This window comes from Arthrobacter sp. Rue61a (assembly GCF_000294695.2).
Classification (GTDB): domain Bacteria; phylum Actinomycetota; class Actinomycetes; order Actinomycetales; family Micrococcaceae; genus Arthrobacter; species Arthrobacter aurescens_A.
On sequence record NC_018531.1, the window covers coordinates 2,013,895 to 2,028,320 of the forward strand.

A 14,426-nucleotide genomic window follows, 5' to 3' on the forward strand; every position below is an offset into this window, starting at 1 on the left:
CAAAGTTCCAACTATTAGTATTACATTTCAAAAAATGGAAGCCAGGGAATTCAATAGGTAGCTCTGCCGCCTGAGATGTCGTAGACCGCGCCGGTGGAGAAGCTGCATTTGTCCGAGGCCAGCCAGGCCACGAGCTCCGCGACTTCCTCGGCCCGGCCGACGCGGTTCATGGGAATGAGGCTCGTGATATGCGCGAGCACCTCGGGAGCAGTCGAGGAGTTCATGGGTGTGGCCACGACTGCCGGGGCGATGGCATTGACCAGGACGCCCTTCGTGGCGAGGTCCTTGCCCATTGTTTTGGTCAGGCCGATCACGGCCGCCTTCGTTGCGGAGTATGCGGCCATGTTCGGGTTTCCGTCTTTTCCGGCCATGCTCGCGAAGTTGACGATCCGTCCCCACCCCTTTGCCGCCATGGACGGCGCGAAGGCCCGGCAGAGGTTGAAGGTCCCGTCCACGTTGACCGCGAACGTCCGTTGCCACTCCTCATCCGTCACCTCCCAAAAGGGCTTGTTGGGCCCGATGATTCCGGCGCTGTTGATAAGGATGTCGACCGGGCCGATGGCCTCCGCGGCCCGGCGTACGGCGTCGGCGTCGGAGATGTCCAGGGCGACGTCGGCGCCGTCGGCGATGTCGATGGTGACGATCTCGATGCCATCCTGCGCCAGCCGGGCGGCCGTTGCGGCTCCAAGGCCGCTGATGCCGCCGGTGACAACTGCTTTGCGGGTCATGGGGCTATCTTCTTTCCATTGAGGGCCGTGGGCGGTACCGCATGCTCGTGGACCGACTGGGGTTTGGTTACGGCCGCAAGGAGTTCGAGGACATGTTGATACGGGTGGCCGGTGGCTCTGGTCATGCCGAGCTCACACGTTCTGTTGACCGAGGCGTAAGCGTCGAAGTCCCGCTGGGCAATTGCGGCGGCCTCGCGTGCGGTGGCGGAGGCTGTAAGTTCGGGGTGGAGCATGCCGCGGTCTCCGGCGAACGCGCAGCATCCCCAACTTTCCGGGATGACCACCTCTTCTGCTACGGCGGCTGCCACCCGCCCGAGTGCTGCGTTGAGGCCCATCCGGGTTGAAGAACATGTCGGATGCAAGGCCAGGCTGCTGATCCTGCGTCCTTGCGGCAGGGACCCCAGTAGGTGCTCGTCGACAAAGGCAACGGCATCGACCACCCGTAGGCGGGGTTCTTCCGCAACCACGGCAAGGAGCCCTTCGAGGCCTTCGGTGCAGGAGGCAGCATCACAGACGATGGGCAGTTCCCCTTGACGGCTTGCTTCCCAGAGCACGGGGAGGACCCTGGCCCGCATGATCTCGTAGCCGTCGGTCATACCCTTTGATTTCCATGGTGTGCCGCAGCACATGTCGGCAATGCCGTCCGGGATGGTCACGGCTACCCCGGCACGTTCGCAGAGCGAGAGGAACGCGCTGGATACACCGGGCCCTTCCTCAGCAGGCCCGAACATCGTGCTGATGCAGGCCGCAAGATAGACAGCTTTCGGAGCAGGAGGATGCGACGGCCGACGGCGGGATCCGCCTCCTGGAAGGTCTTTATCCCAGCGGGGCACAGTGTCAGTGCCAACGATCGCGCGGGCGACCTCTGAGGCGCCGGTTACCAGGGGGGCGGGGAGGCGTTTGACTGCCGAGAGGGCAAGGCCGCCGAACTGGGCAACACTGCCCCAGTGGCTGGCCGCGGTTTTCCAGCCGGCCTGTTCGATGCTGTTGCGGCTCTCAGCCCGCAGACGCTTCACGAGCTGCCCGGTGTCGATAAGGACCGGGCATGCGGTCTGGCACATGCCATCGACGGCGCAAGTATCGACACCGTCATAACGGTATTCGTTCTCCAGTTCAGCCTTCAGCCTGATGTTGCCTTCTTGGTCCGCACGGGCGATTTCACGCCGCAGCACGATACGTTGGCGTGGCGTAAGGGTGAGATCCTTGCTGGGGCAGACGGGCTCGCAATACCCGCATTCGACGCACCGGTCAACCTCTTCTTCCACGGGCGGGGCGGTTTTAAGGTGGGCCAAGTGGAATTCGGGATCCTCGTTGAGCAGGATGCCCGGATTGAGAAGTCCGTTTGGATCGCAAAGGTCCTTGACTTCACGCATGACCTCGTAGAGCGAGTCGCCGTACTGGCGCCGAACGAACGGGGCCATGATGCGTCCGGTGCCATGTTCCGCCTTCAGGGTGCCTCCGTTGGACAGCACGAGAGCGACCATTTCTTCGGTGAAGGCGGCGTAGCGCTCCAGCGTGGAGGTGCCGCTGGCCGGGCCCAGATGTTCGTTGAGCAGGAAGTGGATGTTGCCGTCTTTGGCGTGGCCGAAGATGACGCTGTCCTCATATCCGTAGCGCTCAAAGAGTGCAACGAGTCCTTCGCAAGTGGGCAGGAGGTTTTCAACTGGGACGGCAATGTCCTCCAGCAAGGCAGTGGTGCCGCTGGGCCGGTTGCCGGCGACCGTGGCGTACAGACCCTTCCTGATGTGCCACAGGGAGGCGCGGCGTGCGGCGTCCGACGACAATCCTGCGGGCCGGACCAGCGGCAGAGAGTCGAGTGAGGCAGTGCTGGATGTGATTCGGTGGGCAAGTGCGTCGGCGTCTGCCTCCTGAAACTCCACGAGCAGCGCGGCGTGGCCTGACACTTCGATACTGCGCAGATCCTCGTCAGCCTCCGGATCCCGCTGGGCCACGCGCAGCGAGGTGGCGTCAAGCAGTTCGATCGTCGCAAATCCCGCCGCGACCAGATCAGGCAGGGCGGCCGTGGCCGCGGAGAGCGTCGGGAAGTAAAGGAGATCGGTTGCAACATGCGGCTTGATTGCCACCGTGCGGAAAGTGGCCTCGGCGACGAACGCGAGCGTTCCTTCGCTGCCAATGACGAGGTGCAGCAGAATGTCGACGGCGCGTTCGAAGTCCAGGAACGAGTTCAGTCCGTAGCCCATGGTGTTTTTGATGGAGTACAAGCGTTGGATCCGTTCCACGTCGGAAACGCTGGCCAGGATCCGGCTTCGCAGAGCCAGTAGTCCGACGTGGAGCCCCGGCTCCCGCTCGCGGAGTATGTCATCCGCGTCCGGACTGGCGGTGTCGATGATGGTTCCGCTGGCCAGGACCAGTACGGCGGACTCGATGGTGCGGTAGGTATTGAATTCCGTGCCGCAAGCCATGCCGCTGGAGTTGTTGGCGACTACGCCGCCGATCGTACAGGCAGCTTCACTGGCCGGGTCAGGGCCGAGCTTGCGCTTATACATAGCCAACCGGGCGTTGACCTGGCGGACGGTGGCCCCCGGCTGCGAACGGACGCGCCTGCCTGCATCGAAAACGTCCACCGCACGGAAATTCCGCCGGGTGTCAATCAGCAGGCCGTCGGCTGAGGACTGGCCGCTGAGGCTGGTGCCGCCGGAACGGAAAGTGAGCGGTACTCCGTGGCCAGCCGCACCGCGCAGCAGCGCCGCGACTTGGTCAGCGGAGTCGGGGACAACGACGGCGAGCGGCGTCAGCAAGTAATGGGAGGCGTCATGGGCATGTGCGAGCCTGTCGGAGGCGCGCAGGCGAACCCCGCCCGGTACGGATGCTTCGAGCTCGGCGACCAGTGCTGCGTCAGCCCCGGGGAGATTCGAGCGGCGCTGGGTGCTAGTGCGACTCACGCGAGACCTCCGATCCGGATGCTCCCAGCAGGAAGTCCAGATCTACGCCGGTATCCGCCTGCAGGACGTGGTCAACATAGAGCCGTTCCCAGCCGCGCTTTGGGTTCGCATAGCCCGCAAGCGTGGCGGCGTTGGGCGTGCGGGCAGCCAGGTCTTCAGGTTCCACCTCCATGTCGAGGGTGCGCTTGTCCACGTCGAGGCTGATGATGTCACCGGTTCGGACGAGCGCAAGCGGGCCGCCGGCTGCGGCTTCGGGGGTCACGTGCAGGACTACCGTGCCGTAGGCCGTGCCGCTCATGCGTCCATCGCAGATCCGGACCATGTCACGGACGCCCGTCTCGAGCAGCTTCTTCGGCAGCGGCATGTTTGATACCTCCGGCATGCCGGGGTATCCCTTAGGTCCACAGCCGCGCAGCACGAGTACGGAATTTTCGTCGACTTCCAAATCCGGATCGTCGATCCGGGCGTGCATATCCTCAATGCTGTCAAAGACGACAGCCGGGCCTCGGTGGTGCATAAGGTGGGCGGATGCGGCAGCGGGCTTGATGACTGCGCCGCCCGGTGCAAGGTTGCCCCTCAAGACGGCGATCCCGGCCTCGGGCTGCAGAGGATCGGCACGACGTCGAATGACGTCCTCGTCCCAGATCCGCGCATCATCCACGTAGTCAACCAGCGGCCGGCCGGTGACAGTCAATGCTTCAGGGGCGAGCAGGTCCTTCACCTCGCGCAGCACGGAAAGGAATCCTCCGGCGCGGTGAAGGTCGTCCATGAGGAATTTGCCCGACGGCTGAAGGTTGACCAGCAGCGGAACTCCTGCACCCGTGCGGTCGAAGTCATCGATCGACAGCTCGATTCCCAGGCGGCCAGCGATGGCCAGCAAGTGGACCACGGCGTTCGTCGAACCGCCGATAGCTGCCAGGGCCACGATCGCATTCTCAAAAGATGCCTTGGTGAGCAGTTGGCTTGGGGTCCGCTTCTCCCGGACCATGTCCATGATCAGGCGCCCCGTCTCGTGGGCGCCTGCGAGGAGATTGCTGTCGACGGCGGGTGTTCCCGCAAGTCCGGGAAGCACCATCCCAAGGGCTTCGGCCACCAGGGCCATGGTTGAGGCTGTGCCCATGGTGTTGCAGTGTCCGCGACTGCGGATCATGGAAGACTCGGACTTGAGGAACTCCTTGTTCGACATGTCACCACCGCGAACGTCTTCGCTGAGGCGCCAGACGTCAGTGCCGCACCCCAGCGGGCTGCCCCTGAAGGTACCGGTCGCCATCGGTCCGCCGGGTACGACGACTGCAGGAATATCGACCGATGACGCGGCCATCAGCAGCGCCGGGATGGTCTTGTCGCAGCCGCCCAGCAGGACGACCCCATCAATCGGGTTCGCCCGCAGCATTTCCTCGGTGGACATGGCTGCCATGTTCCGCCACAGCATTGCCGTCGGCCGGACCTGCGTTTCCCCAAGGGATACGACCGGAAGGTTCAGCGGAACACCTCCGGCCTCCCAGATGCCCCTCTTCACGTGCTCGGCAACCTCGTCCAGGTGCGAATTGCATGGTGTCAGATCCGAGGCAGTGTTCGCGATGGCAATCTGGGGCTTGCCCTCAAAAGAATCCTCGGGAACGCCCCGCCGCATCCAGGCACGGTGAATGTACGCGTTGCGGTCATTTCCTGCGTACCACTGGGAGCTGCGCTGCTCGCTCATGTTCCAACTTTCCATTAATTGAATTGGCAGTCGAATAAATTGAATCTTGAATTGGTTCAGGTGTCCAGCGCCATTCGGGATGGAGCTTGGAAACTGGTCCGGGTTGGCCTTGGAGCCCAGCGTTCCGCCTAGCAGGATTCATGGATTGCTTTAGCGCTTCCTAACGCACTGACTGCGGGGCTGTGGTCGGTAAGCGACAACTGCCCACGTGCCTGAACTTCGGGACCACACGCGCGTCGTGGTGTCCCTTTCGGTCAAGGTCGTGCGGAGACAGATAGACGCCATCAAGGCCTGCGCCGCCCGCGACATGAGCGGGCTACACGGTTCACAACGCGATTGCTTGGGGTCCTAATTCTGGGGGTGTGCACCCACGTCATCTCGCGTTAGGGCCGCCAGGCGTCCTGCCACTCAATGACGGGCTGGCCGTCTTCAAACCGGAGTTCCAGCCATACGTGCCGGGCAACTGACGTGTCGGGCGCCCCTTCCTGGACGATTGCATCAATGTCAGGGTCTGGCTGACCGCCTGTGAATTGGGCCTCTGTGGCCTGCCAGGAGCGGTAGATCATCTCGTCAGGCATGTCAGGTAGCCACCTGTCGGCAAGCGCTAAGTGGCGCCCGTTCCCAAGAGAGAGAACTGAGGAGATCTGGGAGTGAAAGGATGTCCCGGTCGGGTCATTTTTGTGCGGGTCTCCGATAACCTTCCATGGGCCGTGGTAATCGTCGGCGACTGCTATTTCGGAGCGGTTGGGGAAGTACCAGCTGGTCCCGGACGTAACAAGGTAGTGGCGGCCCTCGTGTCGGAAGTAGGCGGGGGCCTCCCGGACAAGTGGCGGGTGCGGATGAGGGAAATGCGTGCTGTAGGTGCCGGTCACGTCCGTAAGGTCCTCGGTCAGGTCCGCGCAGATAAGCTCGGAATGGACGCGTTCAAAGTAGTAATAGCCGCGGCCAGTCTCCGGGTCGACCACAATGTCAAAGTCTCCGGCACTCATGCCCAACGGCTCAAAGCCGGGTCTGACAAGACGGTAGGGCCCCTCAAAACGGTCAGCCTGATAGACCCACGATCGTTGCTTGCCGTCTTTATGCATAACCTTCAGCCAGCAAACGAATGCTCCCGTGGCCGGATGCCGCACAATGTGCGGCCTGTCCATCATGGCTGCAGGGTGCAGGGGCGATTCGGAATCGTCGGGTTCTGCGGGAAGAATCGACCCGAGGTCAGTCCACGTCGTGAGGTCAGGGGAGCTGTACGCGCGAACGCCGCTGTGCCACCGGCCCGTGGCGGGAGTCGATAAGGACTTATCCTCCCCGTACCAGTAGTAGAGGTGGCCGAGGGCAATGATGGAGCCGCCGTGAATATGGATTCTTTTGCCCTCAGTGTCGAACATGATCTCGCCGGGCCGAATCTCGTTTGTCAATTAATTTTTCTCCTATCTTGGCGCTGCCGGGCAGCAGCTTGAATCCCCGCGTAATCGCAGCAGGGATTTAGCGTTCTTAGTTTCGGTATGTGCGTAGTTATTGAAGCTCCGCTGCCTGTAGTTCCTGGCCGGTCCTACTTTGCGTAGAAGCTCCGGGTTCGTCCGTCGATAACGGCATCCGAGGCAATGGTCACCGTTCCGGTCAGCCGCAAGTCTTCTGAGGAAGCGCCAATCATGATGTCCACGTCTCCGGCTTCTACCCGCCACTCCATGTTTGCGTCAAGGAACGCAAGCTGTGTGATGTCAAGGGTGAAATCAACTTGCGCTGTCTGGCCCGGCTCCAGTCCGACGCGTCGGAATCCGGCCAGTTCCAGCACCGGACGTGAAACTGATCCGTAGGTGTCCCTGATGTACAGCTGGGGGATTTCAGTCCCGTACCGTTCGCCGGTATTAGTGACGGTGAATGATAGATCGATACTTCCGTCCCCGCCTACCTTGTGTGCCGAGAAGGACAAGCCGCCGTACTCGAAGGTTGTGTAAGACAGGCCATGCCCGAACGGATACCGCGGTGCGTGCGGAGCATCGACGTACTCGGGAAATCCGACGCTTTCGCCCTGGTGCCAGGACGACCCATAGGGGTGGTTGTAGTACACAGGGACTTGGCCGGCGTTTCGGGCAATGCTGACGGGAAGCCGCCCGCTGGGGGAGTGGACGCCCGTGAGAATGTCAACGATGGCTTGGGCGCCGCCTTCCGCCGGGCTCCATGCCTCCACGAGGGCATCAAGGTGTTTGTCGGAGGCGTCACTTGAGATCGGCCGACCGTCCAGGTGCACACCAATGAGCGGCTTGCCCAATTGCGAGAGCTTGACGATCAGGTCCTCCTGGCAAGAAGGAAGGTTGATGTTGGTCGCGTCGATTCCTTCGCCCATCGATGCGATGGAAGCGGTGCCGTGCTTACCACCGAGAGTCAGCAGCACGACGTCGGCACGGGCAGCCAGGGCCAGGGCATCGTCGTGTCCTGAGTCGTCGTCGCCGGCGAAGGGGTAGCCGGCGGCCCATTCCACTTCTGTGTCGGGCATCCGCAGACGAAGCTCGTCGAGGAGACTGCGGATACCAGGTTGCTGGCGCTGCAGAAGCGCCTCGAAGGCCGTTCCGTCGGAAGCTTCGATCGTGGTGCCCGGAAGATTATTGGCGATGGCTTTTAAGTCATCGCTGCGTGTGGCGAGACCCGCCATGGATGAGTTGACGGCGAGCATGCCTTCGGCCATCGAGTAATGGGTATATCCGCCGAAGAAGAAGCGGGCGGTCGCTGCGTGACAGCCGATCACCGCAAGTTTGCCTGTACCTGCCGCCAACGGCAGTACGCCGTCGTTGGACAGCAGGACCAGCGACTCCCGGGCGGACTGGAGAGCCACCGCACTATCGGACTCCGCCCGGAATGAGGAGTCCCGGTCTCGTGCATCCGGGGCGAAGGGATGTTCAAACAATCCCATTCGGAATTTGGCCGTCAACACTTGGTGGACGGCCCTGTCGAGGAGGGCGACGTCGGCACGGCCTTCGGCGAACCAATCCCTCAACTCGGGACCGAAACCCTGCGGCACGTGCAGTTCAACGTCCATTCCCGCGCTTAGTGCAGCCAGACCCGCATGGGCCCAGGATTCGGCAACACGCTGGACCGTGTGCAGATTGCCGACGGCACAGTAGTCGGACACGACCATGCCGTCGAACCCCATGTCCTCCCTTAACAGCGTAGAGAGCAGCCGGTGGGAAGCTGACACGGGTTCACCGCCAACCGAGTTGTAAGAGGGCATCACACCACGCAACCCACCCCAGGTGATGGCCGCCTGGAACGGCTTGCCATACACCTCCAGCAACGTTCGTTCGGGAATGTTGCAGTGCGTGCCGTGGATCCCACCTTCAGTGTGATGCGAACCGACGAAGTGTTTGGCCACCGCCTCAGTACGTCGTCCCGCGGAGTCCTGGTCCTGCAAGCCCAAGGTGTACGAGACCCCGAGCGCAGCAGCGAGGGTTGGATCTTCCCCATAGGACTCGCCGTGCCGTCCCATCCGTGGATCGCGTGAGACATCCAAGACTGGTGCAAGCGTGTGAGTGATGCCCAGTGCGCGTTCCTGCCGTCCGACGATTTCGCCAACTCTAAGTTCCAGATCAACGTCCCAGCTCGCTGCCCTGCCGAGCCCTGAGGGGAAACTCGTTGCCCCCGGCAAGTACGCGCCGCACAATCCCTCCATGTGAAAGATCGCAGGGATTCCGTGTCCGGAGCCGTTCATGGCTGCGCTCTGAATTCGGTGCTGAAATTCGGTTACTTCGTTGAGCGTGAGCGCGGACCGTGCCTCGAGGCACGAAACCTCCCCAATTCCGAAAGGAAACCGGTCTGCGAAGTCGTCAGTTTGTGCAATGTCCGTCGGGAAGTAGCAGGAGACCTGGGCCATCTTCTGGTCAAGGCTTAGCTCCGCCAAAAGAAGGTTCGCCCGGGCCGGGGCGGGCAGGGTCTGGTCCATCCAAGGGCTTTTCACGTTTGTGCTCATCGTCATCCTCGAGCCGATAGTCGTTCAGCCGGTCGGGGAAAGGTTCACGCCCTAACCGGAACGGCGGGCTGGACCCGCCGCGCCGGACGACAGGGCGCCGGACTTCTTACAGCCACGCAACACGATTGTGCAACGTTCTACATAATAGCTTTGGATCTCTTTCACTGCAAGAGATCCGGGAACTGCCAACACCCCGTACGCCGGCCACGTGCTTCGATGGGGTTGAACTACGAAGATGCTCCTTCCAGGCAGGGGGAGGGCCAGCCCTAACTGGCCCTCCTTTTATCTACCTGGCGCAGATGCCGGGGAGGCGATGTACGTTTGGTGTTCACCTGCTGGAAGTTCAAGTGACGTGCCGCCGGCCCGCAGGATTGCGCTGGCACCGTCGGGGACCTTGACGTTGAATAGCCATCCACCCCCACCTCGTTCCCAGTGCACCTTTGCTTCGCCCAGAGGGGTAAGGTGGCGGATGCTGGCGTGGGTCAGGCGCCGGTCATCAATAGGTGAGATCTCAAAGCTCTTCCAACCAGGTGATGTTCGACGTAGCCCTCCGACCCGTTGCTGGATCCAGGATGCGACGGACCCCAGGAAGTAGTGGTTTCTTGAGCGTGCGTTGGTGTCCCATGACTCGAGCAGCGTCCGTTCGCCGTTGTCGAACCAAACGCCCCAGCCCGGCCGTGAACGCTGGGTTAGAACTGTGAGGGCGAGGTCGTCCCGGCCGGCGTCGCTGAGGACAGGCAGGAGGTGTCGCACCCCAATAGCGCCGCAATCGAGGTGTCCGTGCGTGCGGGACTCTATGTCCTGGATCAAGCTCTTCTGCACTGACTGCGTGTGCTCTTCGGGCACCATATTGAATGCTAGGGGCAGTATGTTGAGGCTCTGTCGATAGTCCACGTCTGGCACGGCATAATGGCCGGCGGCATAGTTGAAGTAGCTCTCATGGTATGCGGCGGCCGACCGCTCGGCGGCGGCCTCATACATGGCAGCAGTCTCGGGTTCACCCAGTTCGCGGAGGACGGAGGAGGTGTGTTGGAAGACCGATACGGCCATGGCTGTGGCCACCGGTGCCATTCCTTCGGGTGGAATGCCGTGACCGGGCGCCAACCAGTCGCTCCATGAGCGGTCATGCCAGATTCCCCCGCGGAGGCGCCCCATGATGTCATCGGCGAACCGGCGGATCATGGGGGAAAATTGCTGCAAAACTCCTGGATCCCCGTATTCCTCAAAGAGATACCACGGGATAAGTACGGCGGAGGCGGACCACGCGGGATCTGATGCGGCACCCCATCCCGGGGTCGGGATGATCTGGGGGATCGCCCCGTCCGGGGTTTGGGCATCGACATGGTCATCCAGCCACTTCCCGAGAAACGTCTTCAGATCAAAGTGATGGAGCAGCGCCTCTGTTGCCAGATGGGCATCGGCGGTCCAGCCGTTTTTCTCGTAGATGGGGGTGTCGGTAGGAATCCCGTGGACATTGTTTAGGAAGGTGGATGCCAACGACGCGTCGATCCAGCTGATAAGGGGATCGCTGGACGTGAATTCGCCCGTCCGAGCAAGTTCCGTAGAAATGGGTACTGCTTGAACGAGCTCGACCACGACATCCCCTTCGGTCTCCACTTGCATCCAGCGGAATCCGCGGTAACCGAACTGAGGTTCCCAGAGGTATCCCTTCTGTGCGGACTCCAGACGCAATGTGTCTTCCTGGGCGGCGCCGACTATCAGCACGTTATCGCAGACTACTGAGGAGTCCTGGGCCAGCTGTTCACCGTAAGTCACGCGGACAGATCCCTCGGTGCCGCTCACCATGCATCTGACACGGCCGGTCATCAACGTGGCGAAGTCGTACACGTGTTTGTTTGCGGTGAGCTGTTCAACTACAACCGGTGCCACAGGATCCAGTGCCCGGATCGGAGGTTGCGTAGCCGGCTGCAGACTTCCCCTGGGAGGATCGACAACTTGGGCCGGGGACCAGGGCAAGGGTGTGTCGGACAGGGCCCAGGTCTCTCCACGAAACAGGATCTCACTTTCGACCGGTCCCGGAGCGCATTCCCAGCCGGGGCCCGTTGCGACTTCATCGGTCCGGCCATCACTGTACTCCAGGGAGATTTTGGCGATGGCAGTTGGTTCGCGATGCCATGGAGCGATATTCCAGCCCCAGATGTCCCCGCCGCGCGCGGAGTAGCGTTCGCGTCCGGCCTCGATCACGATCTCATTACGCCCTTGCCGTAAAAGGTGGGTGATTGTTCGAGGCCTGTACAAGATCCGATTGTCGTAGTCGGTTACCGCCGGTTCGATAGCTTCGTCCCCGACCCGCGTTCCATTGATCCGGACAACGCCGCAGCCCAGCACCACGGCATTGATGGTGGCTTCCGTCAGTGTGCCGTCCACATGGAATTGGCTTCTGAACCAAGGGTTTGGTGCAGGGTCGGTTTCAACCGCCAGAAGCCTGACGCCGGCCACCGCTTCTTCGTTCTGGTATGCCTGCCCTTCGACAGGAAGAGGCGAAACGCCATCGTCCTTGCGTGCTTCCTTCGCATCTGCCGCATACCAGCCAACCCGGCCGCGGTCCGCCCTGAGCCGGACACAATAATTGCCGGGGGGAGCTTCATTCGGCACTTCCACGAAATGGCTGAACCTCTCCCATAAGATCTGGGGCCCGTTAAATTCCTTCCGTGCGATGGCGCGACCGTCTGCAGTTTCCAGACTGACGGAGAAGGAAACGTCGACTGCGTATGGGTTGTCGATACCGTCGGGACCAGCGAGGTCCACGCTAATGGCCCGCACGGGGCCGGGGGCATCGAATGATTGAGAGAGATCGGTTCCTGTTGACGCCCAGTCGACGCGGTCACGCCTTGTTTCCCTGACGATTCTTTGAGAACTGGGCGCCGGACGTGAAATCCACCTCGCGCCGTCAAAGGGCAATGCACGCTGTGTCCTTGACACGGGTGCCTCCGTTCTTGTCTATTATTTGGGGCCTGGCAGGGGCTTTAAGTGGGGCAGGCGATGGAGTCGGTGCCTGCCCCGGGAGGTTGCTATGGCCGGAGGTCGGTTCGCCAAACGGGGGCTAGGCAGCTGCCCTGCGGAGACGGACTGCAGTGTATGGGCGCCCCGGCAGGTCTACCCGAACGGTTCCCTCGAAGGTTCCAGGGAGTTCGTCAATGGTCATGTCCCAGGTGTCGATGACGTCGATGTGGGCACGCATTCCCGCCGGGATGATGATGTTCCGGAATGCTGGCTGCCCCGCGCCGAAGTACACAAGGATGTATTCGTTCTCAACGCCTCCACAGATGGAGTCCCAGTCGGATGGAAGGGGATCCAGGCGTTTGGTCGGCGACTCAGCCACGACGCGGTTGAGGAATTCAATACGGGCGGGGCTTTCCCCTATTAGTTTCCCGCCCTTGGCCCACCAGATGATGTCGCCGGGGGAGTAGTAGGTTTCGCCGTGTGTTGCATAACCGCCGGCGATTGTGGCTTCCCAGAACCGTCTCACGAGCTCTTGTGCGGTCAGGCTTCCCCACCCTTGGTCGAGGTTTCCTTCATAGCCGCATTCATCGATCACTACCGGCTTGGCGTATTTCCGGCGCCATGCCCCGACCTTCTCAGCCAGATGCTCCCCTGTCTGAATGCTGCAGTGGGTCACCCACTCTAAGTCGAAGTCAAAGAGTTCCATCCAGTTGTGGTTGGAGACCAGGTGGTTGGCGTGGTCTTCGGTGGCCACCAGTTTGCCGATTCGCTGCCAGTCTTCGGGCTGTTTGGAGGCGACCAAGTCATATTCGTTGGCCAGGGACCACCAAACGTTCGGATATGCTGCCAACCGCCGCACAACGTATTTGACGTACCTGTCGTCGGCAGCCTTCCCCAGATTGGAGAAGCCCCAACGGTCATAGGGGTGGAAAAGTATGAGGTCCGCTTCAATGCCGGCGGCATCCAGTTGCTGGATTCTTTCCTCCAGCTTGGCAAAGTAACCCAGATCGAACCTGGTGGTGTCCCAGGAGCCATCGCTGCTTCTCTCAAAGACGAAGCGTTCCGGTTCATTCTTGTTATACAGGTAGTCCTTAGGGAACAGGCACATCCGGAGTTTGTTGAAGGGGGAGCGGACGAGTTCAGTAAGCGTTTGCTCCTGCAGAGGATCGTCCTGATGCGTCCAGGCATACACTGTGGTCCCCGATGGGTTGTAGGGAGTCCCGTCTGCGTAGGCAAAGTGATGGGTGCCGCTGACGCGCACCGGTCCTCGGGAACTACCGTCGGCAACATCAAATTCAGCGCGTACTCCGTGGAGGGAGCGGGCGTTGGACGTGATTTCTACCGTCCAAGGGCCAGCTGCCGGCGGAAGGAAGCGGACCTTGTACTTGCCTTGACCGTCATAAAAGCCGCCCACGGTGACTGAGGCTTGGTCCTTGCGAAAGACTGCCGTAAACTCCACGTCGACAAACGGGTTTCCATGCGTCGGGCCGGTCAATTCCAGTCCGACGGGCCGGTTCTTTTCCCGGACGGAATCGATCGTTAGTGATGCGCTGGCCCCCTCAACGGCTTCGGATTCGTAATCCGGCCGGGTTTCGATGGGGGCAGGTTCAACCGGCTGAGGTGTCTGGTCTTCCATGGAGTAGAGGGTTTCCAGCAGCTCAGTCGCACGGTCAGGCTCAGCTCTGAGAACGAACTTCAGAAACGCGCCGATGGGAAAGATCCGCATCTGATCAAGTACGGTGCCAAGGACGTCCGGTATCTCCTTTTCAAGAAACTCGCGTGATTCCGGGTTGTCCATGGCATGGCCGAGAGTCGAACAGTTATTAAAGGTTTTCATGGTGGTCCTGTTTCTAGGTCGTGCTGAAGGGTCCGACTGACGCGTTGCAGCAGTGAGGGGACCGCGCACTTCGAGCCGCATCAAGCCGCCTCGGGGCGTCCGTAGCTGCTGTCGTATTCGACAGGCGCGATGACTGGCCGCTAACTTCCTTGTGCAGCCTCTTCACGGGCTTGACTGGACTTGAGGTGTCAGGTTGAGGTGCTCGTCGCAGGTCAGCAGCAGTGCGACATGGGCTGCGTGTGCCGCCACCCACCAAATGTAGAACGTTACCCTTCCCTCGTCAAGCATTGCTCAGGAAGGCAGAAGCCCGAATGCGCTTGCCGGCGCGCGCTCG

At 61.5% G+C, this 14,426-nt stretch carries 7 protein-coding genes; all 7 read right to left on the reverse strand.

What is annotated here, in order from left to right; all coding sequences use genetic code 11:
- Positions 1-50: 50 nt before the first annotated feature.
- Complete coding sequence (locus tag ARUE_RS09210) at positions 51-728, reverse strand: SDR family NAD(P)-dependent oxidoreductase (RefSeq protein WP_014921532.1); 678 nt, start codon at positions 726-728, stop codon at positions 51-53.
- Positions 725-3,631, reverse strand: a complete 2,907-nt coding sequence (locus ARUE_RS09215) for an FAD-binding and (Fe-S)-binding domain-containing protein (protein ID WP_162486138.1) — start codon at positions 3,629-3,631, stop codon at positions 725-727. The genes ARUE_RS09210 and ARUE_RS09215 overlap by 4 nt, the downstream gene beginning before the upstream one ends.
- A complete protein-coding gene (locus ARUE_RS09220) occupies positions 3,618-5,333 on the reverse strand; it encodes an IlvD/Edd family dehydratase (RefSeq protein WP_043470067.1) in 1,716 nt (571 codons plus the stop codon). The genes ARUE_RS09215 and ARUE_RS09220 overlap by 14 nt, the downstream gene beginning before the upstream one ends.
- A 383-nt stretch (positions 5,334-5,716) precedes the next feature.
- Positions 5,717-6,745: a family 43 glycosylhydrolase gene (locus tag ARUE_RS09225; RefSeq protein ID WP_202949983.1), complete on the reverse strand. Its 1,029-nt coding sequence runs from the start codon at positions 6,743-6,745 to the stop codon at positions 5,717-5,719.
- 134 nt (positions 6,746-6,879) lie between these two features.
- Positions 6,880-9,291, reverse strand: a complete 2,412-nt coding sequence (locus ARUE_RS09230) for a glycoside hydrolase family 3 N-terminal domain-containing protein (protein ID WP_202949984.1) — start codon at positions 9,289-9,291, stop codon at positions 6,880-6,882.
- A gap of 282 nt (positions 9,292-9,573) precedes the next feature.
- Positions 9,574-11,913 (reverse strand): family 78 glycoside hydrolase catalytic domain, encoded by a 2,340-nt coding sequence (locus ARUE_RS09235; protein WP_162486139.1) that lies wholly within the window; start codon positions 11,911-11,913, stop codon positions 9,574-9,576.
- A gap of 442 nt (positions 11,914-12,355) precedes the next feature.
- The gene (locus tag ARUE_RS09240; protein WP_043470073.1) at positions 12,356-14,092 is read right to left on the reverse strand and encodes a DUF5605 domain-containing protein; all 1,737 of its coding nucleotides are present in this window, start codon (positions 14,090-14,092) and stop codon (positions 12,356-12,358) included.
- Positions 14,093-14,426: the final 334 nt, after the last annotated feature.

Excerpts from the sequence above, each read along its gene's own strand:
- ARUE_RS09230 (WP_202949984.1), bottom strand. The coding sequence starts at position 9,291 with ATGAGCACAAACGTGAAAAGCCCTTGGATGGACCAGACCCTGCCCGCC.
- ARUE_RS09240 (WP_043470073.1), bottom strand. The coding sequence starts at position 14,092 with ATGAAAACCTTTAATAACTGTTCGACTCTCGGCCATGCCATGGACAAC.
- ARUE_RS09210 (WP_014921532.1), bottom strand. The coding sequence starts at position 728 with ATGACCCGCAAAGCAGTTGTCACCGGCGGCATCAGCGGCCTTGGAGCC.
- ARUE_RS09220 (WP_043470067.1), bottom strand. The coding sequence starts at position 5,333 with ATGAGCGAGCAGCGCAGCTCCCAGTGGTACGCAGGAAATGACCGCAAC.